Source organism: Mycobacterium attenuatum (genome assembly GCF_900566085.1).
Classification (GTDB): domain Bacteria; phylum Actinomycetota; class Actinomycetes; order Mycobacteriales; family Mycobacteriaceae; genus Mycobacterium; species Mycobacterium attenuatum.
On record NZ_UPHT01000073.1, the window covers coordinates 55,832 to 82,821 of the forward strand.

A 26,990-nucleotide genomic window follows, 5' to 3' on the forward strand; every position below is an offset into this window, starting at 1 on the left:
TCGGCACCAGCCAAGCGCATCCGAGGTAGTGTGAGCCCGTGGTTGAGTCCTCGATTCCCGCTGTGTTGCGCGAGCGCGCGAGCCTGCAGCCCAACGACACGGCGATGACATTCATTGATTACGAGCAGGATTGGGAAGGCGTCCCGGAAACCCTCACATGGGCGCAACTGTATCGGCGCATGCTCAATGTGGGTCGGCAGCTCAGGGAGCTCGGTTCACCCGGCGATCGGGCAGTGATCTTGGCACCGCAAAGTCTTGACTATGTCTTCGGGTTTCTCGGGGCGCTGGAAGCCGGGCTGACCGCCGTTCCGCTTTCGGTCCCGTATTCCGGCGTCCATGACGAGCGCACCACATCGGTGTTGGCCGATACGTCGCCGGCGGTCATTCTGACAAGTTCCGCTGTCGTCAACCATGTCTCGGGATACGGCAAGCCGCAGGGCGGACAGCCTGCGCCCGCACTGGTGGAAGTCGATTTGCTGGATCTGGACGCGCGGCAGGGGTCGTCGGCCAGGCCCGGGTCGCGCAACATCGAAGCGCCGGAAGCCCTGTATCTGCAGTACACCTCGGGGTCGACCCGCACACCTGCCGGCGTCGTCATCTCGAACAAGAATTTGTTCGTCAATTTCGGGCAGATCATGGACGGTTACTACGGGAAGTACGGGAAGGTTCCCCCGCCCGGAGCGGCTGTGGTGTCGTGGCTGCCCTTCTACCACGACATGGGTTTCTTTGTGGGAATTATCATCCCCATTCTGTCGGGTATGCCCGTCGTGCTGACGAGCCCGGCCGGGTTCTTGCAGCGACCGGCTCGTTGGATGCAATTGATGGCTAGTAACGGTCGGGTGTTCACAGCGGCGCCGAATTTCGCATTCGATGTGGCCGCGCGCAAAACGACAGATAAGGACTTGGAGGGCTTCGACCTCGGAGAAGTGCTCCACATTCTCAACGGCAGTGAGCGGGTGCAGCCGGTCACGGTGAAGCGCTTCACCGACCGCTTCGCCAAATTCAACCTCGACCCGGCGGCGGTACGGCCGTCCTATGGGATGGCCGAGGCAACCGTCTACATCGCGACCCGTGAACCGGGCGAACCGCCGAAAGTCGTACATTTCGATTCCGCGAAACTGCCCGCGGGTCAGGCGGAGCCGTGTGAACCCGGAACCGGCACCGGCCTGGTGAGCTATGGCATCCCGCGGCAAATGATGGTGCGCATCGTCGACCCCGACACCGGTGTCGAATGCCCGACAGGCTCGGTCGGTGAAATCTGGCTGTACGGGCCCAACGTCGGCGCTGGCTATTGGCAGAAGCCAGCCGAGTCCGAGCGCACGTTCGGTGCCCGCATTGTCAACCCGTCGGAGAACACCCCGGAAGGTCCCTGGCTCAGAACCGGTGATTCGGGCTTCTTCTTCGGCGAGGAGCTGTTCATCATCGGCCGTATCAAAGACCTCTTGATCGTGTACGGCCGCAACCATTCTCCCGACGACATCGAGGCGACGATCCAGGAGGTAACTCCCGGCCGATGTGCGGCGATAGCGGTTCCGGACCAGGGCGCAGAAAAACTGGTCGCCATCATCGAGCTCAAGAAACGGCCCGACGCGGACGAGGATTTGGCCGATATGCAGGTTGTGAAACGCGAAGTGACGTCGGCGATTTCGAAGTCACATGGTCTTAGTGTGGCGGATCTGGTACTGGTGTCTCCCGGCTCGATTCCGATAACCACCAGCGGCAAGATCAGGCGAGCCCAATGCGTGGAGCTCTACCGGCAGGACGAGTTCACCCGCTTAGACACTTAGGTCGCTTCGCGGTCGCCCGTTCGAGTCAGGCGTTCGCCGAGATCGATGTCAGCGTGGCGTCCACTCGAACTTTTGTGCGCTGGTGTTGATTTCGGCGTCGGCCGAGTGACCTTCGGAGTTCGCAGCTGGTATTGGCGGTTGTCGTTGCCACGCTCCGGCTACAACTGGAATATCAGGTGATGGCTGACTTGTCCGGGAGGGCGCCTCCCGTTTCGGCGGGTTGCGTGCCGTTGGTGTGGCCGTTGCCGTTGGTGTGGCCGTTGCCGTTGGTGTGGCCGTTGGTGTAGCCGTTGCCGTTGGTGTGGCCGTTGGTGTGGCCATTCGTGTGGCCATTGCCATTGGTGAGGCCATTGGTGAGGCCATTGGTGAGGCCATTGGTGAGGCCATTGGTGAGGCCATTGGTGTGCCCGTTGCCGTTAGTCATCAGGGCAGGCAGATTGATGGGGCCGAACAGCGGCAAGGCGTGCTGGATACGGTCGCCGTCGCCGTCGGCGATAACCGATTCATGGCCATTCGATTTGGCTGTCTTGGCGTGCAGCGCAACGGAACCGAACAGCGGAAGCGCGTGCTCGCCCAGATCGGCGAATGGGTCTTTGCCGTTGCTCGTGATGGGGAAATCCAACTTCCGCAGCGGCACGGCTTTGTCGGGACGGCGACGTACGACTCGGCGCGCATCGCCAACCGGAGCGGGGCGAACTTTCGACGGTGGACGCGTCGCACCGCCGGTCTTGCGGGCCGGGACGGGTTTCGCCCGGGCGGGTTGAGCCGGGCCGCGCGCCGTGGTGCGTCGCTTGGCCCGCCGCTTCGAATTCTTACTGGACGCGGCGAGCTTCGACGGCCACCAGTTAGCCTGGCCGATAAGCGCAGCCAACGCCGGCACCGTAACGGTACGAACGATGAAGGTGTCGATCAAGATTCCGGCTCCGATGATGAAACCGGCTTCCACCATGGTGGTGATGGTGGCTGCCAGCAGCCCGAACATCGAAGCGGCGAAGATGAGGCCGGCCGACGTGATCACACCGCCGGTTGAACCGACCGTGCGGATGACGCCGACCCGCACACCATGCGGGGATTCGTCACGGATTCGCGAGATCAGCAACATGTTGTAGTCAGCGCCAACCGCAACCAAAAGGATGAAGGACAGGCCGGGAAGGCTCCAATGTAATTCTTTGCCGAGTATCAGCTGGAAAACGATGACACCGAGCCCCAGGGCTGCAAAAAACGAAACGAGTACGGAACCGATGAGGTAAAGGGGTGCAACAACTGCTCGCAGCAGCATTACCAGGATCAAAAAGACGATAATGATCGTGGCCAACACGATGAAATTGATGTCGCTGTTGTAGTAGTCCCGAGTGTCTGCGAGCCCGGTCGGAATGCCGGCCAGCGATATCGTCGCATCCGACAACTCCGTATTCGGTTGTGAGGACCTTGCTGTCGACAGGATCGTGCCCACCTGGTCCATGGCCTGGGTGGTGAACGGGTTGAGCGAGCTCTGGATGAGGTAACGCGCTGCATGTCCGTCGCTGGATATGAAAATCTGCGCGGCCTTCTTGAACTCGTCGGCGGCCAGCACCTGCGGTGGAACGTTGAAGCCGGCCATGGACGGCCGTTCGGCGTCATGCTTGAGGCCCAGCAAGAAGGCCGATGCTTCGTCAAGCCCGGTGCCCATCTTCTTGGTCTGGTCAACCAGCGCTGCGACGCCGTCGGCGATTGCACGGCTGCCTTGTGCCAGCGCACTGGCGCCCTGCTGCATCTGATTCAGCCGGTTCTGCAGACCGTCGATAGAGCGCAACGTACTGACAGCCTGGTTCAGGTTCTGCTGCAGCTTATCGATCGTCTGGCTGACCGTCTGCACCTCTTTCGTTTGCTGCAGACTGCGAGCCAGATCGGTGATGCTGTTGAGCGTTCCGCTGGTCTGTGCTTGGACCAGCGCCTGCAACTGGCTCCGCGAGGCCGCACAGGCCGGGTCCGCATTGCAGGTAGGACTGGAGTTCAGCGCCTTCAGCAGGGGACTGGCCCAGGCGACAGTATTGGCCACATCGACCATGTTTGCGCTGAGGGCATCGCCGAGTGCCCGCATCCGGCCGACAAGCTTGGCTGTGCGGTCCAGGTCGTTGAGCGTCTTGTCGCCGCCCATCAGTTGCTTCATCGTGGTGAGCACGCTGACCAGCGTGCCGGCACTGCCGACGGCTTGACTGACCTGGTCGCGCACCTGAGCCAGGGCGCCGGCCAAATCGTTGGAGCCGTTGACCAGCCGGTCCAAGTCGCTACCGTGGTCCCGGATCGCATCCCCGGCCTCGTCGAGTTTGCCGCCCACCTCGCCGGCCTGGTACGACACCTTCGTCTGCTGCAGCGGTTCGCCGTTGGGCCGGGTCAACCCGCGGACAGCGGTGATGTCGGGTAGTTGGCTGATCCGGTGCGACATCATCTCGAGATCAGCGAGCGCGCTGGGGCTCCTCAAGTCACGTGGTGACTTAATGAACAGAGCCATCGGCGTCATCATGTTCTGCGGGAAATGGCGACTCATGGCCTCGTATCCGGCGACGCTGGTGACGTCGGACGGCAACGCCTTGAGATCGTCATAGTTGAAGCGCACCAGGAAGCTGGATCCCGCCAGGACTGCCAGCACTACGAGACTGGCGACCAAGTGGATCCGGGGCCGGCGCACGATGCGCGTTCCCGTGCGCCGCCAGAAGCGATGGGTAAGATCGCGCCGCGGCTTGATCCAGCCGCGTCGTCCGATCAGCACCAGAATGGCGGGCAGCAGGCTCACCGCAGCCACGAAGCTGACGACGATCGATACCGAAATGGCCGGACCCACCGTGGAGAAGACCGGCAATTTGCAGAAGACCATCACGATGAATGTGACCGCCACAGTCGCCGCCGAGGCAGCGATTACCTTGCCGATCGACATCAAGGCCCTCCGGACCGCGAGGTCCGACGCCAAGCCCTGCCGCACATAGTCGTGATAACGGCTGATCAGAAAGACCGCATAGTCCGTTCCGGCGCCAATCATTACCGCGCTCATGAAAATGATCGTCTGCGTTTGCACGCTCAGGCCCAGTGTCGCCAGCGCGGACAAGGTGCCTTGCGCGGTCCCCATGGAGATACCGATGGTGGCCAGCGGCACCAACATGGTGACGATGTTTCGGTAAATGATCAGCAAGATGATCAGCACGCTCACCGCGGTGCCGATTTCAATCAGATGTGCGTCTTCCTGGCCGATGGCGGTGAGGTCGGACATGGTGACCAGACCGCCGGCATAATTGGCGGTCAGCGTCGAGCCGGCGAGAGTCTGGCTAACGATCTCCCGGACTTGTTTGTACCCCGCAATAGTGGCCGGCTCCTGCGGGTCGGTCTGGAACATCACCGGCAGGTTCCAGGCCTTGTTGTCCTTGCTGGACAACACGTCGTGCAGGGCGGGCGTGGCGATGAAGTCCTGCACCGACAGATTCGCCTGGTGCAGTTTGTCGACCAGCGTGTGGTAGGTCTCCAAATCGGCCGGGCCAAGCCCATTTTCGTCGGTCAGGATCACCAACAGCTGTGAGCCTTTGCCGCTGTCGCCGAAGGCCTTACCCATCTCTTTGCTGGTGACCATCGTCGGGGCGTCAGCGGGCAACGCGTCTCCGCCGGCCTTGCCGGCAACCTCCATCAGCGGCGGGAAAGTCAGCGCGAGCAGTGCCGCCAGCGCGATCCAGAATGCGATGACCAACGCCGGCGCCCGAACGACCAATTGGCCCAGTCGGTCGAAAATGCCTCCGGGACGGGCTGCTTCGGAATCGCTCATCAGGCGCGACGCCTTTCAACGCCATAGCGGTGGTGTGTGAATTCGGCGGCCCGTCCGAGGACTGGCAACGCTATGGAACGCGTCGCCGACAACTGATCGAGTGGACGGGTGAATGTAGCTGGATAGGCAGCGGTGCTATGCAATTCCAGCCACCTCTTTTCGGTGGTGCTCAGGCACCCGGTCCCGGGGGCATCGCATGTCGACTCAGCCCCCCAACATCTCGGTCCGCAACGGCCGGGCATCCTCAATTCTGCTAGTGCACCACAGGGTAGCCCGTTGCTCTTCGGCCCGTGGAAAAATCGTGCCAACGTACAAAAATTTTTTGTCCGAAGTGCAGAAAGTCGACTGTTTTCGGTAATCCGGCAGCGCCCGGACGGGTATTGATGTCAACGACGCGCCACCAGCGCGCGCCGGAAGGCCGCGGCTACGGCACCGCTCGCACCAACGTCCCTCAACCGGGGAACAGGCCGTCATTTCCGTTGCCGCTGAAGCTGAGCGCGGTTGCTCGCCGGTGGTGGATCTCGCTGCGGCCCTCGGCGACACGCACGTACACCGATTTCATGGTGTCGAGGTAGCGCTGTACGGACTCGTGGGCTATCGGACTGTCGGGGAAGGATGCTGTCACCGTGGTCTCTTCGTGGAACCGGTTGACCCACATGCACACCCGAGCCGCGATGCGACCATCGCTGAAGACTCTGGTATTTGCGGCGCGGATTTGAGGCGCGAATACGGCCGAAAGCGGCGGTACCCCGGCGTCGAGGAACGACAGCATAGGGAAGCCGCCTCGCGGTGGTGGCGTCGCGAGCCAGGGCGCCAACTCCAGCACCCGTTCGAAGGGCACTTTGGCCAGGTGGGCGCGAGAGTCGAAAGCCGCTTGGGCGCCGCGCGCGGTTTCAGTGAACGACGCGGCGATCGGCACGGCGAGCGGAAGGTGTCCGATGAACCATCCGCTGGTGACAAATTCCGCCGGTGTGCTTCGGGTGCCGGTGGGTGTGACCGCGTAATAGGTCTCCGCGCCGGCAAGTTCGTATTCGGTGAGGGCGGCGCACGCGAAAACTCCGCCGCTGAACCTGGCACCGGCCTTGGTGCACGCGGCCTCGAAGTCGGCGGTCTGCTGAGCATCCAGCAGCTGCAGCGAAAGCACCTCGCCCGTTGTGACCCGCGACGTGTCGCCGAGCGGCAGCGGGAACGCGGGAAAAGATCCGTCGTTGTTTTCCAGGAATTCGATCCATTGCCGGACCTCCGGCGAATCCAATGTCAATGCGGAGGTGTACGCGTGCTCGCGCAGGCAGTACTCGGCGTAGCTGCCGGCCGCGGGCAAGGGGATGGGCTCGCCGCCGTCCATCAGTGTGTTGTACATCTCGCGAATCTCCAGGAAGATCGTGCCGAGAAATGTCGCATCGAAATGTATGTGGTCAATGCTGATGCAGACGGTGAAGTGACCGTCATGCTGGATCACGCCGAATCTGAAGCAGTCCCAATCCAGGGGACTTGGGGTGCTCAAGATGTAGTTCTGCCATTGATTCGGTGTCATCTCGCCGTACTCGACCGGTTGCATTTCGATAACACCGGGATCGGTGATGGTGTGACGGATTATCTGCCGAGTGACACCTACCGCAAACCTGCTGCGGTAGGTGTCATGGCGACGAAGGTGGGCGTTGATGACGTAGGTCATGGTGCGCATATCGCAATGCCCGAGGATGTCGAAGGCAATGACCAATAGCCGCGACATGTCCAGGCCGCTGGCCGTTTGCTCAGCGAACCGGCGCAGATGCCGGGCCTGTATGTAGCTCGGCGGCGCGGCGCTGGGCGGCGCGTCGCGGGCGTTGTCCCGGGTTGCCGGTGACGGGTGCCACAGCCAGACAACACCGGGCTCCGGCAGCCAATTCCTGACATTATCCAGACCGAGATTGCCCACGACAACCAATTGAACTCCTTTGGTTCAACGCCCGATTCCAGGATATTTCACACCGGCGAATAGGCCGCACATTGTCATCGGATCGTTTCTTTGACTGCCAGCTTTTCACTGAGGCAATCGGCTAAATCGCGAACTGTCGTGACATCCGTGGGGCTGCAACGTATCCCGACCTCGGTTTCTATCCGCGTGCGCAGCTCCAGATTGCCCAGCGAATCCAGCCCGTATTCAGAAAGGGGACGATCCGGGTCAACGCTGCGACGCAAAATCAGCGCGATTTGCTCGGCGATTAGCCGGCGGAGCCGTCCCGGCCACTCGTCTAAGGGTAGTTCCAGCAGGTCGGTTCGAAATGTGCTGTCGCCCGGCCGGTTCCGGGCGGCGGAATGGAATCCCTCGGCAAACCTGCTGCGTGCGGCCAGGGCAGTCAGCCAGGGCGATCCGACGACCGGGAGGTAACCCGTGTACGCGCGGGTGTGCCGAAGCAATGCCTCGAACGCGTAAGCCCCCTCGTCAGGAGCGATCATCGTGGTGTCGCCGGTATCGGCAAGATGGGCGCCCCGGCCAACCTCGGCCCACGGGCCCCACGCGATCGCGGTCGCCGGCAGGCCACGAGCTCGCCGCCACTGTACAAAGCCGTCCAGCCAGCTATTGGCCGCCGCATAGGCGCCTTGGCCGGGTGAGCCCAACAGGGCGGCCGCCGACGAGAACACCGCGAACCAATCCAGTGGCTGGGCGGCGGTCGCCTGGTGCATATGCCAGGCGCCGTGAACCTTTGGCCGCCAGTCCCGCTCGATCAGCTCGTCGGTGACGTTGGCCAGGGTGGCGTCTTCGACAACGGCGGCCGCATGCAGCACGCCGCGCACCGGCAACCCGGTGGCTGTTGCGCTTGCCACCAACCGGCCCGCGGTTGCGGGATGGGAGATGTCGCCACACTCGACTACCACGTCCGACCCGGTAGCTTCGACGAGATCGATTGTCTCGCTGGCTTTTTGATTGGGCTGAGCACGTGAGTTGAGGACAATGCGGCCGGCGCCGGCGGCGGCCATCTTCTCCGCCAGGAACAACCCCAGGCCGCCGAGGCCGCCGGTGATGATGTAGGCGCCGTCGGGCCGGAAGACGGGGATCTGCTCGGGCGGGAGCAGCACGGTGCTGTGTCCGGTGTGCGGGATGTCGAGGACGAGTTTGCCGGTATGCGCTGCGGTGCTCATTGCCCGAATCGCTTCGGCCGCCTGGGTAATCGGGTAATGCCTGGACTGCGGCATGGGCAACGTGCCCTCGGCGACCAGTCGGTAGACGGTGGTCAACAGCTCGCGGATCCGGTTGGGGTGGGTGACCGTCAGCAACGCCAGGTCGACGGCGTGGAAGGTGAGGTTGCGGCGCATCGTGAACAGCGCCAAGCGGCTGTCGTCGTAGATGTCGCGCTTGCCGATCTCGACGAACCTCCCGCCGAAAGACAACAGGCCAATGCCGGCGCGCTGGGCGGTACCGGTCAGTGAGTTGAGGACGACGTCGACGCCGTAACCGTCGGTGTCCCGGCGAATCTGGTCGGCGAATACGCTGCTGCGTGAGTCGTAGACGTGTTCGATCCCCATGTCGCGCAATAGCTCTCGACGCTTCGGGCTGCCGGCGGTGGCGAAGATCTGGGCACCTGCGGCCCGGGCGACCGCAATGGCGGCCTGTCCTACCCCGCCGGTGGCGGAGTGGATGAGCACCTTGTCGCCGGTCTGGATCCGGGCCTGATCGACGAGGCTGTACCAGGCGGTGGCGTGCGCGGTGGTCACCGCGGCAGCCTGCCCGGCTGTTAGCCCCGCCGGCAGTGTCGTGGCCAGGCGTGCATCGCAGGTGACGAACGAGCCCCAACACCCCGCCGATGACATGCCACCCACCCGGTCGCCGATCCGGTGGTCGGTGACATCGGTGCCCACCGCGGTCACCACACCCGCGAAATCCGCGCCGAACTGCGGCGACAGGCCGTCGAAAGCGGGGTATCTGCCGAAGGCGATCAGGACGTCGGCGAAGTTGAGGCTGGATGCGGTCACGGCGACTTCGATCTGCCCGGGACCGGGCGTTACCCGCTCGGCCGCCACCAGTTCGATCGTCCGCAGGTCCCCGGGCGTCCGGATCCCCAGCCGCACACCGTGGCGGTCGAGTTCGGCGACCGTGGTGTCGCGCTCGTCGGGCCGCAACGGTGCCGGGCACAACCGCGCGGTTAACCAGCGGCCCTCTCGCCAGGCTGTCTCGTCTTCGTCGGAGCCGCTCAACAGTTGGCGCGCCACCTGTTCGGCATCGGTGTGGTCGTCGACATCGATATGGGTGGTCCGCAGGTACGGGTGCTCGGCGCCGACGACGCGCAGCAGACCACGCAAGCCGGCCTGTTCCAGATCGGGGCAGTCGTCGGATCGGACCCGCTGCCCGTTCCTGGTCACCACATACAGGCGGGGGGCCGAGCCAGCGACTTCCGGCAGCCGGCGTGCGATGTGCACCAGCTGTTTGACGTTATCGCTGCCGCGGCGCAGACTTCGCGCGCCTTCACCACCCAGACGCTCGGGTGCCAGTACGACCACCCCGCTAACTCCACCGGAGTCGAGCTGCCCGCTCAACCGGTCGACGTTGGGCGCCGGGTTCGCTTGCCGAGGCCAGCACAGCGTCGCGCATTGGGCACCGAAGCCCTTCAACGCATCGATGAGTTCGGTTGCCAACATGTCGGCTGTATCGGACATGCTGACCAGCAGCCACTTCCCGGCGTCGGCGTTCACGACGTCGGGGCCAGCCGGTTGGCGCTCGTGCCACTCGATGGTCAGCAATCGCTCGGCCAGCAGGCGATCGCGGTCGGCGCTCTCCGAGAGCCCCGTGCCCATCTGCAGTCCGCGCAGCACCAGCAGCACGGCCCCGTGTTCGTCCATCACGTCGATGTCGGCCTCGACATTGGTGCCGCATGCAGTCACGGTCGTGTAGCAGTAGCGGGCGTTGCGGGTCGACGCGTAGCCGCGCAGCCGGCGGATACCGAGCGGCAACAGCAGGCCGCCGTTGCCCACCTGCCGCACGGCGGGGTGGGCCGCAACCGACTGGAAACACGCGTCCAGCAATGCGGGGTGCACTCCGTAGCTGCCCTGCTGCCGGCGGATGGAACTCGGTAGGGCGACTTCGGCGAGCACGGCACTGACCGTCTGCTGTGCCACGTGTGCGGCAGCCAGGCCGGCAAAGGCCGATCCCAACCGAATACCACGCTCGTGGAACCGCTTTCGCACCTCGCCTCCGTCGTGGCGGCACGGATAGGTCAGCAGCAGCGCGGCCACGTCATGGGCGGGCGGCCGCTCCTCGGCGGAGACGGCGCGCAGCGTCGCGCTGGCCCGCCGCACCTTCTGGTTTTGCTGCTCGGTCTGGACGACGAAGCTGGCGGCTCCGGGTTCCTCGACCGACGCGATCGCGCTGATCGGGGTCTGGTCGTCCAGCAGCAGCATCTCCTCGAACCGGATGTCGCACACGTGCGACTGTTCGCCGAATATCGTGCGGGCTGCTGCCAATGCCATTTCGCAATAGGCGGCGCCCGGCAGGGCGGCCACATCGTGGATCTGGTGGTCTTGCAGCCACGGTAGCGCCGCCACGCCGACCTCGCCGTGCCAGACATGGCGCGGCGGCTCCTCCATCAGTCGTACGTGTGCGCCCAATAATGGGTGCGCCGCAACGGTATTCACGCACGAACCGGGGCCCGCCCGGTCAGGGCGCAGCAGCATCCGGCGATGTGTCCACACGGCAAGCGGCGCGTCGATCAGCTGTCCGCCGGGATGAAGCACCGCGAAGTCCACCGCGGCGCCGGCACTGTACAGATCGATCACCACCGGACGCAGTCCCCATGGCATGGGCTGCTCACGTCGCATGGCGGCCACCGCGGCCACGGCAATGTCGAGGCTGCCGGCGCTCTGCTCGACGGCCCGTGTCAGCAGCGGGTGCGGTGAAAGCTCCGCGAACACCCGGTATCCGTCCTCCAGCGCCGCTCGCATCGCGGCGGCGAACCGCACCATATGACGCAGGTTGTCGACCCAGTAGCGCGCGTCGCAAGCCGGCTGTTCGCGCGGATCGAACGACGTTGCCGAATAATACGGAATCGCCGGTTCCATCGGGGTCAGGCCGACCAGAGCCTGGGACAGCTCGGCCAGGATCGGGTCGACTTGCGGGGTGTGCGATGCCACGTCGACGGCTACCTCGCGGGCCAGCACTCCACGCTCTTGCCACCGCGCGACCAGGTCGCGAACGGTCTGGGCCGCACCGCCGATCACGGTGGATTGCGGTGAGGCGACCACGGCGACGACGACGTCGCGAGCCGTGGCGCCGCGCCGGGCCAGCTCCTCGCGTACCCGTTGCGCGGGCAACTCCACCGAGGCCATCGCGCCGTTACCGGCGACCCGCAGACACAGCCGCGACCGCCGACAGATCACGCGTGCCCCGTCGTCCAATGACAGGGCTCCCGCGACCACGGCTGCCGCCACTTCACCTAGCGAATGCCCCACGACCGCGCCCGGACGGACTCCGTAGGACGACAAGGTAGTCGCGAGCGCGACCTGAAGGGCGAACAGCGTCGGCTGCACCCGGTCGATACCGGTAACGGTGTGCGGAGCGGACATCGCATCGGTGACCGAAAAGCCCGACTCCCGAGCGATCACCGGCTCGACCGCGGCGACGGTCGAGGCGAACACCGGTTCGCGGGTCAAGAGCTCGGCGCCCATCGCGCGCCACTGCGAACCCTGGCCCGAGAATACCCACACCGGGCCGCGATCGTCGTGGCCGACGGCGACGGGGTAGGGACGTTGGTCGTCGGCGACCTCCCGCAGGCGCTCGATCAAGTCGTCGGGGCTTTGGGCGACCACCCCGGTACGGACCGACCGGTGGCCCCGGCGCCGGGCCAAGGTGTAGGCCAGATTCGGCAATGTCGCCGGATCGTGGTCCTCGAGTTCGGACATCCATGCCGCCAGCCGGCGCGAACTGGCGCGCAACGCCTCGGCCGAAGTGGCCGAGAGCGTAAACACCAGCGGCGCCGGGGCGGCTGAGTCCCCTGTGTCATGGCATGTCGCGGTGGCCGGTGCCTGTTCGAGAATGGCGTGCACGTTGGTGCCCGACATTCCATATGACGACACCGCCGCCCGCCGCGGCAGCGCGGCATCTTGTTCGGGCCAGGTTGTAACGTCCTGCGGCACAAAAAGTTTGGTGTCAATCCCCGCCAAGTCATCGGACAGCCGGGTGAAGTGCAGCACCGGCGGAACCGCCCCGTGCTGCAGCGACAGGATCGCCTTGATGAGCCCCACCACGCCGGAAGCGGCCTCGGTGTGGCCCAGGTTGCTCTTGGCCGAACCGATTGCGCAGGCGCGTTCTACACCGTAAACCTCTGCCAGGCTTGTGAATTCGACAGGGTCGCCGACGGGGGTGCCGGTGCCGTGCGCCTCCACCATCCCGACGGTGGCGGGGTCCACGCCGGCCGCCCGCAAAGCCGCTCGATATGCCTGGGCCTGGGCCTGCGGGGAGGGGGTTGCGATGTTCTCGGTGCGGCCGTCCTGGTTGGTAGCGGTGCCGCGCACCACGGCGAGGATTCGGTCGCCGTCGCGCAGGGCGTCCGGGAGCCGTTTGAGCAGCACCATGGCGCAGCCCTCGGAGCGGACGAAACCGTCTGCCGAGGCGTCGAATGCGCGGCAGCGGCCGGTCGGCGACAGCATGCCCAACGCCGATGCCGAAGCGCCGATCCTGGGCTCCAGCATCACCATGCAGCCACCCGCCAGGGCCAGGTCGCTCTCGCCGCCGTTCAGGCTGCGGCAAGCCGTATGCACCGCAAACAAACTCGACGAACATGCGGTGTCAAGGCTGACTGCCGGCCCGCGCAGCCCCAGGCCGTATGAGATTCGTCCGGAGGCCATACTGAACGGAATTCCGGTGAACCCGTAAGCGTCTTCCAGCGCGCCCGCATCCGCGGTGACATGCGCGTAGTCGCTGTGAGCGATTCCGATGAACACACCGGTCTGCGTGCCGGTCAGCGATTTCGGTGCCAAACCAGCGTGTTCCACCGCCTCCCACGAGGTTTCCAGCAGCAGCCGCTGCTGCGGATCCATCGCGGTCGCTTCGCGCTCGCTGATCCCAAAGAGGTCGGCATCAAAGCCGGCGACGTCGTCCAGGAAGCCCCCCCATCGCGACACCGATCGCCCCGGCACGCCAGGTTCCGGGTCGTAGTATTCATCGGCATCCCAACGGTCGGCGGGAACTTCGGAAATCAAGTCGTGGCCCCGCAGCAGCGCTGTCCACAGCGCCCCGGGTGAATCGATGCCGCCCGGTAGCCGGCACGCCATACCAATTACCGCAACGGGGTCCACACGCGTGTCGTCCACCGTCAGCCACCTCCCCAGCGCGACCCCCGATCGCCATCTCTTCAGGTGACCGCAGCGTATCCGGTTGCTGGGCCTTCGAAGACCTGCCACACCGCGTCCGGTTTGACGTTTTTGCGAATTCGCTGGCGTTGATCGCCGGCGAACGTCGCGGTTTGCTCAGACAGTGCTTTTCGGGGTATCCGGATTGGGTCGTGGCGCCGGCCCGATGGCCGGTCTGCGTTGCGCTGCTGTTCCTGGCCGCGAACTTCAGCGTTGTGCCACAACGAGTTCCCCCGATCCCGGTAGTTGCCCGGGACACGCGCTGGCTCGCTATTGACCGGTTAGTCAGCCGTCCATAGTGTGCTGGTATGTCGGACGGCGCGGTTGCGCGGGCACTGGTGTTGAAACCGCCGCGCGGCCGCGTCATCGGTGGGTATCGGCGTCCAGGCGTCGGCGCGGCGGCTTCGCGGTGCGCATCCGACGACGGCGCGTGGGCCCCGGTCAACCGGCTGAAAACTGGAATACCTTGGGCGATAGCAGCTTCGATGGCAAGGTGGCGGTCGTCGCCGCGGTATGGGATGCGAGCGCAGGCCGGCGAACCTGCCATGGCGTGTCGCCGTCCTTGCCGGTACCAAGGGACGCCGCGCCGTTGCGTGTGGGTCCACGACGTCGAGGAACTGCTGGCTACCATGGCCGGCGAAAGCGATGGTATCCCTGCAGGACACGGAGTGCTCACACCATGACCCCACCCTTGAAGCCAGCCCGGGTACCCCAGTTGGCGGTCGACGAGGCCAAGGCGGCTGCCGATGAAGCCGGCGTGCCCGACTACATGGCCGAGCTCAGCATCTTTCAGGTGCTGCTGAACCACCCGCGACTCGCGCGCGCCTTCAACGACTTTCTCGCAACCATGCTCTGGCACGGCGCCCTCGATCCGAGACTGCGTGAGTTGGCGATCATGCGGATCGGCTGGCTGACCGCCTGCGACTACGAGTGGACTCAGCATTGGCGCGTCGCCTCGGGCCTGGGGGTGTCGGCTGACGATCTGCTTGGCGTACGGGACTGGCAGAGCTACGAAGGGTTCGGGCCGGCCGAGCGGGCGGTGCTGGCGGCCACCGACGATGTGGTGCGCAAGGGCGCGGTAAGTGCGGACAGCTGGGCCGCCTGTGAGCGCGAATTGCATGGGGACACAACGGTTCTCATCGAACTCATCACGGCCATTGGGGCGTGGCGGATGGTTGCTTCGATGCTGCGCAGCCTCGAAGTCCCGTTGGAAGAGGGCGTGTCGAGCTGGCCGCCCGACGGCGTCTCGCCGTAGGCGAACCGTAATCGAGATAGTCGCGGATCAGACGATCCGGTAGGTCTGGATCGCGTGGGCGACGACATTGCCGTCGGCATCGGTCGCGGTGATCTCGGTGAAGGTGAGTTCCTTGCGGCGCCGGGTGGTGCGGGCATGGCACAGCAGGTCGCTGCGCTTGGCGGCGCCGGTGTACTGGATGCTCAACGCGACCGTCGCCGCCCGCATGCCCTTGTCGAAGTCGTGGTTGGACCAGGCGGCCGCCGCGCCGGCGGTATCGATCACCGACGCGATCACCCCGCCGTGAAAGTAGGTGCCGTCATTGGTGAGGTCGTCTCGGAACGGCAGCCGAAGGATGACGTCGTCGGGCTCGTAGCGTTCGAACACGATGCCCAGCCCGCCCATGAACGGAGTGCTGGTCATCAGGTCACGCACCGCCTGGCGGCGCTGGTGTTGCTGTTCAGCGGTCAACGGCTCGGCCATGGCGGCTACGCTACCGCATTAGATTGACATATCAATCAATAGCTCATAGCGTCACCCAGATGCGGACCAGAGTCGCCGAAATGCTCGGTGTCGAATTTCCCATCTGCGCATTCAGCCATTGCCGCGATGTCGTTGCCGCGGTGACCAACGCCGGCGGGTTCGGGGTTCTCGGCGCCGTTGCACACAGCCCCAAGCGGCTCGACAGCGAGTTGACCTGGATCGAGGAGCAGACCGGCGGCAAGCCGTATGGAGTGGACCTGCTGTTGCCGCCGAAGTATGTCGGCGCCGAGCAGGGTGGGATCGACCGGCAGCAGGTGGCCGAGTTGCTGCCGGCTGAGCACCGCGCTTTCGTCGACGATTTGCTGCTGCGCTACGGCGTCGCCCAGCCCGCCGAACCGCAACGCCGGACATCCGGGGGAGGCCTCAACATCTCACCCAAGGGTTACGAGCCGCTCCTGGATGTGGCTTTCGCCCACGACATCCGGCTGATCGCCAGTGCGCTGGGGCCACCGCCGGCTGACCTTGTCGAACGCGCTCACGGCCATGAGGTCCTGGTGGCGGCGTTGGCCGGCACGACGCAACACGCTCGCCGGCACGCCGCGGCGGGTGTCGATCTGATCGTGGCTCAGGGTACCGAGGCCGGCGGTCACACCGGCGAGGTGGCAACGATGGTGCTGGTCCCCGAGATCGTCGATGCCGTCGATCCGCTTCCGGTATTGGCTGCCGGTGGGATCGCGCGGGGCTGCCAGATTGCTGCGGCCCTGGCCTTGGGCGCCGAGGGCGTGTGGTGCGGGTCGGTGTGGCTGACCACCGAGGAAGCCGAGACACCTCCGGTGGTCAAGGAGAAGTTCCTGGCCGCCGGCTCCACGGACACCGTGCGGTCCAGGTCGATGACCGGCAAACCGGCACGCATGTTGCGCACCGCATGGACCGACGAGTGGGCCCGGCCGGAAAACCCCGACCCCCTCGGTATGCCGCTGCAGACGGCGCTGATCGGTGACGCACAGCTGCGAATCAGCCAGGCGGCCGCGCAGCCGGGCACCAAGGCCCGAGAGTTGGCGACCTACTTTGTCGGTCAGGTCGTCGGCTCCCTCAACCGCGTGCGGCCGACCCGCTCGGTGGTGCTCGAGATGGTCGAGGAATTCATCGACACTGTCGGGCGGCTCGAGCGGCTGGTCGACAAGTGAGCACCACCCGGCGGCGCCGGGCAGTCAGTGACGAGGACAAGTCGCAACGGCGTGACCAGATCATGGCCGCAGCCAAAGAAGTCTTTGCACGCAAGGGTTTTCACGCCACCACGATCGCGGACATCGCCAGGCAGGCCGGCCTGGCGTACGGCTTGATCTACTGGTATTTCGACTCCAAGGACGTCCTGTTCCACTCCTTGATGGCGGCTGAAGAGGATGCGTTGCGCGCGCATCTCGCCGATGCGCTGGTCGCGGCGGGCGGTTCGGCCGCCAGCATCGGGGGAGAGGTGTCGTTTCGGGCCGGCGTGCAGGCCACGTTCGAGTTCTTCGAAGCCGACAAGGCCACCGTCAAACTCTTGTTCCGGGACGCTCATGCGCTCGGCGACCGGTTCGAAAGGCACATCGGCGGGATCTACGAACGGTTCATCGACGACATCGAAGCCTTCATCGTCGCTGCTCAGGCCCGAGGTGAAGTGGTGGCGGCCCCGCCCCGGATGGTCGCCTACACACTGGCCGCGTTGGTGGGCCAATTGGCGCACCGGCGCCTGAGCACCGACGACGGGGTCACTGCTGCTCAAGCGGCGGACTTCGTCGTGTCGCTGGTACTCGACGGGCTGCGCCCGCGCCCGGAGGCGGACGGACGGGTCGCGCCGATCGATTCATACACAAGTCACAGGCGCCGACTCTGAGGGTGTTCTGAGAGTATAAGGCCAGTTCAGAGCGGGTAAACCTGCTGAATTGCTGTCAACGCCCCTAGTGAATACGTAAAGATTCGGACACGGGCGCGAGGTTCGTTTGACCGACTCGCATCGGTGGTGCATCATCTCTCGGGTAAGCACCTCGTTAGGTGAGGCGGCTACACGAACACAGGCCACTGACCCCGAACGTCGAAAGACGCCCCGGGTCAGGACAGCTCCTCCCGGCTTAAGGGTTGAGCCCAGGTGGCTTCCGGATTACCGGACACGTCGTGTGGTGCCAAAGCTCTGACGAGAGGGGTGCGGGCTCCGACGATCGTCGGCATTCCGTTACTCCTTTGTGCACGTAGAACGTGCGGATTACCGCGCGTACCGCGACCGCGAGGAGGTGAGGGACTCATGAGTTCCGGTGACAGTCCGGACCGACATCCGGGCTCTGTTTCGTCCCGATCCGATCGCCGGCGCGACGTGCTCTGCTGAGTCGTCACACCTAGATCAGCCCCCGCTGGATCGGATCGCTACGGGACGGGACTACAGCTCTAGCCAGTCCAATCAGTCCATAGCTTGATCTCCCCTCTAGGAGCCGATCATGACCGCTGTTCTGTTCGACGAAGTAGTAACCGCAACCCCCGCTCCCCGGCTGCACGTGGTGCGCGAGGGAGCCCCCATCGAGATGCCCGCGCCCGCCAAGGTGCAGGTGGCGCGGCGTACCGCCAACCCGCCGTTCGGCGGTGGCGGGGACCCGCTCGTGGACGGGGCCGCCCGCTTGCTGACCATTCCGATTCGCCATGTCTACGCTGCGCTGTGGCGCATCGGTGTGCTCGAAGTCCGGGTCTAGTCCGATGGATAGCGAGCATTCAACCTGCCGCATGCGTCGGCGGACGTCCGGTTGACGGCTCCGAAGGGCGGCCCGGCTGCAGAAGTGGTTCTGCGGCCCGGCCACCCTTCGGGGCTGTCGCGGCGCCGGACTAGTGCGCGTCATCAGCCGCCGGCGATAGACCACGAGCAGCGCGCCTGCGTACTACTGTTGCTGAAGTGTTGCGCAAGCCACGACTTCGCCCGCAGAGGTACAGTTGCCTATGACCAAAGACCGCTATTTGCTGCACCCGAATCTCATTGGTTTGATTCCATTAGGTCATTCGCTTACCACCAGGTTACTTAATCGGCGAATTGATGAAACTCTGACGGATGATCCGGCTAAAGATCCGCGGCTTAGTGTGGTCATCCGCGTGTTCAACGAGGCGGCCAAATTAGAAAAACTCTTCGAAGATATCGATGAGCAGCAATACGCTAGCGAAATCGAGGTCATCGTCGTCGACAATGGGTCAAGCGACCGGAGCCCCGAGGTGGCCAAACATTACGGCGCCGAGTTGGTGCGACTGGCCCAGAGCGACTTTACGTATCCGAAGTCGTTGAACCTGGGTGTTGAGGCCGCCAGCCATGCCGTGGTGTTCGTCACCGTTGCCCACGTGCGGCTGAGCAGCGGCTACAACCTGCATGCCGGCGCCCGGCATTTCGGCAAGAGCAAGGATGTGGCCGGCGCCTACGGAGTGGTGTTACCGAACGAGGGCGCATCATTCGTGGAGCGGTGGGGTGCGCTGACGGGAATGAATCAGTGGCTGGCGCGAGCGGCTCGACCGGCAAGGCGGACCGGACCGGGATTGCTCAGCGCGACCGGCGCCATGATTTCCAAGGCGGCGTGGCAGGAGCTGGGCGGTTTCGATAACCGCTACCAGGCCGGCGGGGAGGATACGGCTTTGGGAAAGTTGATGCTGAAAAGCGGCTACCGCATTATTCAAGAACCTGCATTGACGGTTCATCACTCGCACGGGTTGGGACTAAAGGACTCTGTCAAACAGGGCATACATCAGCTGCAAATTCTCGGAGAACCCAAGGAATTCGACAAGAAGAAATTGTTGGCGCGCAGACCGGATCTGCGGGCCGGTGAGCCTGTCCCCGACTCTTAATCAGCCATTTCCTGCTAGTGGAGAATCGCTTTTTCTCGGTTTGCTGAGAGTGCCGGGTAGCGTGGTGAGCCGCGATGTGTCGTTACTTGTCGCGGCCGGCTGAGCGGTGCCGGTTCAACCGTCGGTGCGCACTTGGCACCGTTGTTTCCGGAGTGCCTTTGCCGACGTCGACGGCGGTGTACCGTCAGCTCATGTCCGACATGTCCGTACTGATCACGGTCCCGGTCTTCGGCCAGCATGAGTACACGCATGAACTCGTCAGCGATCTGGACCGCGAGGGCGCCGACTATCTGATCGTCGACAACCGGGGTGACTATCCCAGGATCAGCAATGAACGTGTCATCACGCCCGGTGAGAACCTTGGCTGGGCCGGGGGCAGCGAGCTTGGATTCCGGATTGCCTTCTGCGAAGGCTATTCCCATGCGATGACACTCAACAACGACACCCGCATCTCCAAGGGCTTCGTCGAAGGGCTGCTTGACCCGCGGCTACCCGCTGACGCCGGAATCGTTGGGCCGATGTTCGATCACGGCTTCCCGTGTGCAGAAGACGACGAGAAGCCGGACGCGGCCGACTACGTACCCCGGCCGTGGTATCGGTCCGTAAACGTAGTGGAAGGAACCGCGTTGATGCTGTCCCGCGAATGCTGGAGAGATGTCGGCGGGATGGATCTGCGCACCTTTGGTCGCTACGGGTGGGGAGTCGACTTCGATCTCGAGCTTCGGGCTCGCAAGGCCGGATACGGCTTGTACACAACGGAAATGGCATACATCAATCACTTCGGACGCAGGACCGCCAATACCCACTTCGGCAGTTGGCGGTATTTGCTGGGTGCAAATCTGACCATGGAGCTGGCGATGCGGAAAACGCACGGCAGCGCCTGGCGCAAGCAATTTCCTCCGGGGACGTTGTCGCGGCCGCTGTGGGGCAAGCCCCCGGTGGCGTACACGGCGCACTTGCTCGAGGGCTGACGCGCCTTTCCGAAGCGGTGCAACCCGCCTCACGAAGCTTGGCGGGCGCCCCTTGTGAACATGCCTAAGAACCCCGAATTCGGGGCAGCAGGGCACCCGACGCAGACATAGTGGACATAACGCCCGTCGGCGAAGAGGCCGGCACTGACCACGGCGATCGCCATGCCAAGAGGGCTGGGCCACGGGTTGATTCCCTCGACCCGCTGCACTTTCAAGCCCGCCTTCTTGAAGATTCGCACAATGCTCCGGCGGGTGAAGAAGCGAATGTAGGTGCGGTCGAACGTGCCAAAGTCCTCTTGCGGGAAGTCTTTTCGGAACAGCACCTGGCCCAGCGCGGGAAGAAACCGAAAGTTGGGAACCGTGGCAACCACGACGCCGTCGGACTTGAGCTTGGTTCGAAGCTTCCGCAGCGTCGCGCCCGGTTCCACCAGGCGTTCCAATACGTCGACGCAGATCACCGCGTCGAAGTAGCTGTCGGGTAGCTGGGCGATTTGCGTCTCCACGTCTCCGGCATGCTGGGCGGCGTGCCCATCGGAGTCGATGCCCCAAAGTTCGGCGCCGGTTCGGTCTTTGACTTCGGCTCCGAACGATCCGTCTGCACTGCCCACAACGAGGACCCGTTCAAGGTCGGTGGGTATGAGCCGCAACGTCTCTGCCGTTGCTTGGCGGTAATACCGGGTGAGGCGGCTCGGTTCTTGTGTCATCGGCATGGCTATCGATCCTGGGTCCGGCGGCGAATTGGCCGCAATGGTGCAAAGCGACGCTCGGGGATGGTCGCGTTTGCTAAGCGCGCCCCGCACGCGGCGTTCAGTTCATGCCACTTGCCACCAAGGCGACACCTGCGACGGCGAAGGCAACGGAGAGGATCTGCCGCCGATGCGTCCGTAGCCAGTTGCGCAGCCGCAGCATGGTGGCTTCGGTCTTGTCGGGGTTGATCAGATGGCTGACGAGCGGGATCTCGACGATCGCGAGCATCACCAGTAGGTAGGCGACGGTCGCGCTGACCTGAGTGCCGAATGCCGCACCCGAAGCGCCGATAGCGGTCAGCACCACCAGGTACTCCACCGGCGGCGGTCCCGCAGAGCTCAGGCCGGCCACAAACGCCACCCAGGGAAACCCGCCCTCGAGTGCACCCTGCGCGTTCGCCATCAGCCGCGAGAATCGAGAGGGCTGCTCCTGCACCAGCACCGCCGAGGGTTCGCCGGTCGACACCAGCGCCGGTGAACGGATCGAGAGTCCGGCAGCGGTCAGCGCGGCAACCACCAACGCGATGACACCAAGGGCGACTTGAATGTGCCCGACTGTGGAACTTGCCGCCAGGGAACTCACATTGTCGACGAGGGCATGCGCGAAGTCACGCAGCAGCAGCAAAACACCCAGCGCGACGGCTGCGCCCGTTGCCATCCCGCCGAACCAGAAGGCGAGCAGGTTGACCATTGGCCGCGGCTTGGAGATCAAGAAGAGGGCCACGCCCAGACGCACCGGCTCAGTCGCTGTTATCAGCGCGAGGATCAGCACTGTGGTCCACATCTGCCCCCTCCTCCCGTTCGCCGTCTTTCAGCTGATCGGCACTGCGTCAACGCATAGGAAGCGGTGACCGCTCAGGGCTCTGTCGTTGAAAAAGCGTTCCGCGGTCATGTCGTCCTGTTCGAGTGGGCAGTAGCGCACCGGAGTCAGTTGCGAAATTGCTTGCTGGGCTGATTCCGGCTCACCTCATTTTCCAGAAGATCGGCTGCCCTCGTGGCGCTTTCGCCAGGTTTGGTCATCTGATTTGCGATCTCGCGGGCCCGGTTGACGTACTCGGGAGCCAGAATTGACCGGAGGTCGCTGACCAACGTCTCCTTCGTGGTGGCCGCGAGCCGGCGCCCAGAGCCGACCCTGAGCCGTTTGATCTGGGCTAACCAAATGGGTTGTTCTATCCAGATCCAGAGGATCAGGGTAGGGATGCCGGCTCGCATGCCTGCGGCGGTCGTTCCGGCGCCGCCGTGGTGTACCACCGCACGGCAGGCCGGAAACACGGCCGCATGGCTGATGCCGGGCACCAACTTGACGTGGTTCGCGCACTCGACCTTGCTGATGTCATTCTGGCCGGTGCAGATCAATGCGCGTTCACCCAATTCCGCACAGGCGGCGCTGATCATGGCGATGGTGTCGGCGGGCGAATCCACCGGCATGCTACCGAATCCGAAGTAGATCGGCGGTGTGCCTGTCGCAATCCACGACAACACCTCGTCGTCGTAATCCGTTGGCAATTCCAGGGTCAGAGCCCCGACGAACGGCCGGCGGTCAGCCCATTGCGCCCATTCGCTGGCCAGACCGGGAAAGCACAGTTGGTCATAGGCCTGGATCTCGAGAGCCTCGCTGTCCAGAATGCGTGACGAGGAGGACGCGGTTGCCTTCGGCAGGCCCAGTTCGCGACGCTGCACATCTTCAGGGTTCTTGGTGAGGTGCCACTGCACCCACCACAGTGCTGAAACCAGTGAGCGATTCAACCGCGCCGGCAAGATCGGCAAGAGCTGGCTATTGACCCGCGCGGGCATGAAGTGCATTGTCGCCAGCCGAATGTCGTAATACTCCGCGATATTGGCGGCGATGCCCTGATGGATCATCCCGGTCAACACCAGATCCACGCCGTCGGCCAACGATCGCAGCGTCGCCGCCATATCGGCCCAGGCCTGGCGCAGGTCCGCGATGCCCTCACGAACCAACTTGATCGAAGTCTGCGGCTTCCAAAACTCGTGGTAGTTATCTTCGTTGTCGAGCAGCGCCTGGGTGTCCGGCCCGTAGCTGACCGCATCCAATCCGGCCGATTCGGCCAAACCGATCAGGTTGGGTGGCACCGCGACGCGGACCTGGTGCCCACGGCGCAACAGTTCACGACCGAGCGCGCTGCAGGGCTCGACATCGCCGCGCGTGCCGTTGATCGCCAGTGCGAACTTCATCAGCCCCTACCTGGTGCTTCCCGCCCCCCAACGTCCGTTGGCTTGGAGCTATCCGAATACCTCTGCGGTCAGCCGATAGTCTGCGAGCGTTTGTTCGATCAATTCACGCAGATACCGGTTCGAATTCTCCACGCCCAGCTGATAGGACGACACACTAATGAAGACGTGTTCATTCAGACGCCCGCAGAAAAGGTAAAGCTGGCCGTTTTCCCGCTCGATGTTTTGTTTGGTTGCACCTTGATTGAACAGCCGGGCCGAGAAGTAGTCGGCGTCGCTGCCGTCAATACGGTTGAGGTCTTGACTGAGATTGCTGACGTTCGAACAGCAAACCGGCAAATCCGAACTTCCCAGAGCCAGTGCTGCCATCTTCCTGGCCAGCCACCGCGGCGTATACGGAACCAACGGCAGCGGTTCGAGCAGCTCGTTCGGGGTGTCGTGGAGCGCGGCCAGGCTCTGTTTCATCTCGTTGCGGATGAGCTGCAAATCCGTCACCACATGGTCCGGATCGACCCGGAAGGTAATGGCTGTGAGTGCATTCGCCCGGAAATCGCCTTCGGTACGTTCGTTGACCGGCATTGTTATGGTGACAGCGCCATCGGCCGGGCTCAGCCGTCCCATTAGCTGCGCGAGCCTGGTCGCGAAGGCAACGAACAGCGAATTACTGGACCCGCCGAGTTCGAGTACCCGGGCATCCCATGACGCCAAATCACACGAAAACGTGAGGGCTGGCACAACGATTGATTCGTTGCTGCGGTTCGGGGCGGCCGGTGATGTGTTTGGTTGTGCCGTCGCCGAGTCGCGCTTGAGTACGAGCGTGATGCAGGCGATAAGTGCCCGAAAAACCTCGGGCAACCCGCGAACGGCGTCCCACGTGTCGATCAGCAATGCTCGGCCACGACTGCGCGACCGCGGCGGTGGGTAGCCCAAATCCCGGGTGATGCCGTTGACGGCCTCGTGGACTGCGAGATGCAGTGCGACGCCATCCACCACCGAGTGGGACGTGATCAGGGTTACCACCGTTCCGCCGTCCTCGAGCGGAAGGACCCCGAGATGCCAGCACGGTCCGTATTCGGGGTCGACCCGAATCTGCGCGCGCTCGTCGAGCCAGCCCATGATTTCAGCGCGGGACCGGGGTGAGGCAGCCACATCAATGTCGAGCGCATCGTGGTATGCGACCCAACGGGGACGGCCAAACGGCAACGGGGAACGCTCGATCCGGCGCCCGAGCCAGCCACGGCCGAGGTTGCGGTTGAAGCGGTGCAACCCTTCCATGTCAACCGCACGATCGTAGATCCACGTAACCTGGCCGACGGTGTCAACGCCGGTTGCGCGCAGCCGAAGAAAAGACGCGTGGTCGAGAAAAGCGATCCGGTTATCCGTCATGGCCTACGAGCTCGCCAATTCGAAACTCATTGGAAAACCTGGATTTACGCCTAGCCGGTGCGCCACGTGGTCAAGGGGGGGACCGCCGTCGCGGGTTCGTAAGCGCGCCGGCTGTACGCAAGGTGCAGTTGACTGCCGTTGCGGCGCCGGGCGGGCAGCACCTCGCGTCCCTCGGCTACCCGGACATACGCGGCCTTCAGCGTCTCGGCGTAGCGGGTGACCGATTCGCGGGCGACCGGGTTGTTCGGGAACAACACCGTCAACTGGGTTTCTTTCTCGAACCGGTTCACCCGGATGTCGATTTGCCCCATCATGCCGCCGTCGTGGCAGAGCCGGGCGTGCAGGCCCTCCACGTGACAGTTGGCCAGAGCCGACAGCGGAGGAATGCCGGCGTCGAGGTAGAAGAGCAACGGTGCTCCCCATTGTCCTTTGCGCAGCCACGGAACTAGTTCCAGCACGCGGTCCAACGGCACTTCGGCGAGGTCCCGGCCGGAATCAAAGCATTCCTGAGCGGCCTTGACGATTTCACCGAACGACGATCCGATGGTGGGGACGGTGATTGGCACGAAGCCGGTGAACCAACCCGTCGTCATGAAATCCGTCTGGGTGCGCCGGATGTCGATGGGGACGATGGCGTGATACTCGTCGGCTCCGGTCAATTCGTGCTCGGCGACCGCCGACATGGCGAGTACGCCGCCGCAGAACCGGGCACCTGCCGACAAGCACGCGGACTCGAAGGCGAGGGTCTGCCGCTCGTCCATCAGCCGGACGCCCATCATCTCGCACGGCGCGGACGTGTCGCCCAGCGGCAGTGGGAATTTGGGCAGCGACCCGTCATTGCTGTCGAAGAACTCGGCCCATTTGCGGATGAGCGGGGACTCCAGGGTGAGCCCGGCCAGGTGCTCCTGCTGCCGGGTGCAGTAGTCGTGGTAGCTACCCGTTTCCGCAAGCCGCAGCGGCGCCCCGCCCCCGACCAGTGCGACGTACATGAGATGGATCTCGGCGAACGCGACACCGACGAACATCGCGTCGCAGTGCAGATGGTCAATGGCCACACAGAAAGTGAAATGGTCTGCGCGCTGAATGATTGAGAAGCGAAAGCAATCCCACTCCAGTGGGCTCGGGGTGGCCAGCAGGTGGTCGCGCCATTGACTTTGGGCTGTCAGTTCACCGTGCTGCGTCGCGACGAACTGAATGTCGTTGGCTTTGTTCATGGTCCGTCGCACGAAGCGATCACCTTCGGTGTGCTCGAACCAGCTTCGGTAGGTGTCGTGGCGACGCAGGTGCGCATTGATGACATGCGTCATGGTGCGGATGTCGCATCGACCGGGAATATCCCAGGCGGATATGAGAAGTCGTGACATCTCCAGGCCACGGCTGGCGTAGGACCGGAAGTTGCGCAGGTGATGGGCTTGCATGTAGCTGGGCGGTACCGCGCTGATAGGCGCTTGCTTCGCCTTGGCGAGCGACGCGGGCGACGGTTGCCATGACACCAACATGCCGGCCTCGGGAGCCCAATCGCGGATTGTGCCGGCCTCTACTTTCCCTACTCTGACCATTCTTCCTCCCAGTCGGTCAGCAGGTTGCGATGCACCGGAGAGCCAAAGGTGGTCCACGGAACCTGGCGCGTTGTTGACATGTGTAGGGATCCCGGTGAACCGGGTTCGAAGTGTTGACCGTAGCGATTTCGGCGTGTGCCACCAGTGCCGGTCCACTGCACGTCACGGGGCCCGTGGGACTGGCCGGCACGGCTGGCCGGCCAACGGACCGCGGTCGTGACCGCACTGGGTAGGCCGGGTATCGTGGTGTTCACATGCCCCCTCATTAAGTTTGACGTGCCTCCCCGAAGGCACGTCTATATTGCCGTCGGTGTGGGTTGTTGCCCATGCCCGACGTTGTGACGACCGTTCATCCGGGTATTTAGTTTGTAGCGTTGGTGAGCTGAGCCTAGTTGATTGTTGGTACTTAAATTTCGGTTTTCGCTGCATTGGGTCTAAACCCGTGGTCGAAGGGCCGCAGTTGGTTGGCTGGGCGGGGCTCCTACGGTTGCGGCGGGGTAGGATCTGGTGCAACGGCGTTGATCCGGCTATCACCGGTGAGCCTTCGGAAGAACAGCCTAAAAGCCCAGTAGAACCGAACGGGTGGGCCCGTCACAGCCCCAACGAGCGGCCGTGCGCAGCCACGGCAAGCGGGGTGGTACCGCGGTGTATGCGCTGCCGGCGCGTCGTCGTC

At 64.1% G+C, this 26,990-nt stretch carries 16 protein-coding genes and 1 riboswitch; of the genes, 7 read left to right on the plus strand and 9 right to left on the minus strand.

The window, feature by feature from the left end; translation table 11 throughout:
- The first annotated feature begins 38 nt into the window (after window positions 1-38).
- Complete coding sequence (locus EET13_RS12515) at window positions 39-1,787, plus strand: AMP-binding protein (RefSeq protein ID WP_122442587.1); 1,749 nt, start codon at window positions 39-41, stop codon at window positions 1,785-1,787.
- 172 nt (window positions 1,788-1,959) lie between these two features.
- On the opposite strand, the gene EET13_RS12520 is transcribed toward EET13_RS12515, so the two are convergent.
- The 3 genes from EET13_RS12520 to pks2 form a co-directional block, all read right to left on the minus strand.
- Window positions 1,960-5,574 carry an MMPL/RND family transporter gene (locus EET13_RS12520; RefSeq protein ID WP_122442588.1) on the minus strand — a complete coding sequence of 1,205 codons (3,615 nt, stop codon included), beginning with the start codon at window positions 5,572-5,574 and terminating at the stop codon, window positions 1,960-1,962.
- A gap of 451 nt (window positions 5,575-6,025) precedes the next feature.
- Window positions 6,026-7,492, minus strand: coding sequence for a condensation domain-containing protein (locus tag EET13_RS12525; RefSeq protein ID WP_244606162.1), 1,467 nt, complete (start codon window positions 7,490-7,492; stop codon window positions 6,026-6,028).
- A gap of 74 nt (window positions 7,493-7,566) precedes the next feature.
- Complete coding sequence (pks2, locus tag EET13_RS12530) at window positions 7,567-13,857, minus strand: sulfolipid-1 biosynthesis phthioceranic/hydroxyphthioceranic acid synthase (protein ID WP_211189064.1); 6,291 nt, start codon at window positions 13,855-13,857, stop codon at window positions 7,567-7,569.
- Between the two features lie 730 nt (window positions 13,858-14,587).
- Between pks2 and EET13_RS12540 the strand changes: the two genes are divergently transcribed.
- On the plus strand, window positions 14,588-15,151 hold the full coding sequence (locus EET13_RS12540) for a carboxymuconolactone decarboxylase family protein (protein WP_122442698.1): 564 nt from the start codon (window positions 14,588-14,590) through the stop codon (window positions 15,149-15,151).
- A 27-nt stretch (window positions 15,152-15,178) separates the two neighbouring features.
- Here EET13_RS12540 and EET13_RS12545 read toward each other — a convergent pair whose 3' ends face one another.
- Window positions 15,179-15,613, minus strand: coding sequence for a PaaI family thioesterase (locus EET13_RS12545; protein WP_122442591.1), 435 nt, complete (start codon window positions 15,611-15,613; stop codon window positions 15,179-15,181).
- 59 nt (window positions 15,614-15,672) lie between these two features.
- Here EET13_RS12545 and EET13_RS12550 point away from each other — a divergent pair, with 59 nt between their 5' ends.
- The 5 genes from EET13_RS12550 to EET13_RS12570 all read left to right on the plus strand — a co-directional run bounded on the left by EET13_RS12550 (window position 15,673) and on the right by EET13_RS12570 (window position 20,433).
- Window positions 15,673-16,800 carry an NAD(P)H-dependent flavin oxidoreductase gene (locus tag EET13_RS12550; RefSeq protein ID WP_122442592.1) on the plus strand — a complete coding sequence of 376 codons (1,128 nt, stop codon included), beginning with the start codon at window positions 15,673-15,675 and terminating at the stop codon, window positions 16,798-16,800.
- Window positions 16,797-17,489: a TetR/AcrR family transcriptional regulator gene (locus tag EET13_RS12555; protein ID WP_122442593.1), complete on the plus strand. Its 693-nt coding sequence runs from the start codon at window positions 16,797-16,799 to the stop codon at window positions 17,487-17,489. Before EET13_RS12550 ends, EET13_RS12555 begins: the two co-directional genes overlap by 4 nt.
- 143 nt (window positions 17,490-17,632) lie before the next feature.
- Window positions 17,633-17,802: riboswitch (M-box (ykoK) riboswitch) on the plus strand.
- A gap of 282 nt (window positions 17,803-18,084) precedes the next feature.
- Window positions 18,085-18,333 (plus strand): Rv1535 family protein, encoded by a 249-nt coding sequence (locus EET13_RS12560; protein ID WP_122442594.1) that lies wholly within the window; start codon window positions 18,085-18,087, stop codon window positions 18,331-18,333.
- 241 nt (window positions 18,334-18,574) lie between these two features.
- Complete coding sequence (locus EET13_RS12565) at window positions 18,575-19,462, plus strand: glycosyltransferase family 2 protein (protein WP_122442595.1); 888 nt, start codon at window positions 18,575-18,577, stop codon at window positions 19,460-19,462.
- Between the two features lie 200 nt (window positions 19,463-19,662).
- Window positions 19,663-20,433 (plus strand): glycosyltransferase family protein, encoded by a 771-nt coding sequence (locus tag EET13_RS12570; protein ID WP_122442699.1) that lies wholly within the window; start codon window positions 19,663-19,665, stop codon window positions 20,431-20,433.
- 29 nt (window positions 20,434-20,462) lie between these two features.
- Here the strand turns inward: EET13_RS12570 and EET13_RS12575 are convergent, their stop codons facing one another.
- From EET13_RS12575 to EET13_RS12595, 5 genes are all read right to left on the minus strand, one after another.
- Window positions 20,463-21,137, minus strand: coding sequence for a class I SAM-dependent methyltransferase (locus EET13_RS12575; RefSeq protein WP_244603887.1), 675 nt, complete (start codon window positions 21,135-21,137; stop codon window positions 20,463-20,465).
- Window positions 21,138-21,240: 103 nt separating this feature from the next.
- Complete coding sequence (locus EET13_RS12580; RefSeq protein WP_122442597.1) at window positions 21,241-21,963, minus strand: GAP family protein; 723 nt, start codon at window positions 21,961-21,963, stop codon at window positions 21,241-21,243.
- Between the two features lie 143 nt (window positions 21,964-22,106).
- Window positions 22,107-23,375, minus strand: a complete 1,269-nt coding sequence (locus tag EET13_RS12585) for a glycosyltransferase (protein ID WP_122442598.1) — start codon at window positions 23,373-23,375, stop codon at window positions 22,107-22,109.
- Between the two features lie 48 nt (window positions 23,376-23,423).
- Window positions 23,424-24,392: a hypothetical protein gene (locus EET13_RS12590; RefSeq protein WP_244603888.1), complete on the minus strand. Its 969-nt coding sequence runs from the start codon at window positions 24,390-24,392 to the stop codon at window positions 23,424-23,426.
- Between the two features lie 416 nt (window positions 24,393-24,808).
- Window positions 24,809-26,317: a condensation domain-containing protein gene (locus EET13_RS12595; protein WP_122442599.1), complete on the minus strand. Its 1,509-nt coding sequence runs from the start codon at window positions 26,315-26,317 to the stop codon at window positions 24,809-24,811.
- Window positions 26,318-26,990: the final 673 nt, after the last annotated feature.

Coding starts and splice junctions, on each gene's coding strand:
- EET13_RS12570 (WP_122442699.1), top strand. CDS start 19,663: ATGTCCGTACTGATCACGGTCCCGGTCTTCGGCCAGCATGAGTACACG.
- EET13_RS12565 (WP_122442595.1), top strand. CDS start 18,575: ATGACCAAAGACCGCTATTTGCTGCACCCGAATCTCATTGGTTTGATT.
- EET13_RS12560 (WP_122442594.1), top strand. CDS start 18,085: ATGACCGCTGTTCTGTTCGACGAAGTAGTAACCGCAACCCCCGCTCCC.
- EET13_RS12580 (WP_122442597.1), bottom strand. CDS start 21,963: ATGTGGACCACAGTGCTGATCCTCGCGCTGATAACAGCGACTGAGCCG.
- EET13_RS12595 (WP_122442599.1), bottom strand. CDS start 26,317: ATGGTCAGAGTAGGGAAAGTAGAGGCCGGCACAATCCGCGATTGGGCT.
- EET13_RS12545 (WP_122442591.1), bottom strand. CDS start 15,613: ATGGCCGAGCCGTTGACCGCTGAACAGCAACACCAGCGCCGCCAGGCG.
- EET13_RS12550 (WP_122442592.1), top strand. CDS start 15,673: ATGCGGACCAGAGTCGCCGAAATGCTCGGTGTCGAATTTCCCATCTGC.
- EET13_RS12585 (WP_122442598.1), bottom strand. CDS start 23,375: ATGAAGTTCGCACTGGCGATCAACGGCACGCGCGGCGATGTCGAGCCC.
- EET13_RS12575 (WP_244603887.1), bottom strand. CDS start 21,137: ATGACACAAGAACCGAGCCGCCTCACCCGGTATTACCGCCAAGCAACG.
- EET13_RS12520 (WP_122442588.1), bottom strand. CDS start 5,574: ATGAGCGATTCCGAAGCAGCCCGTCCCGGAGGCATTTTCGACCGACTG.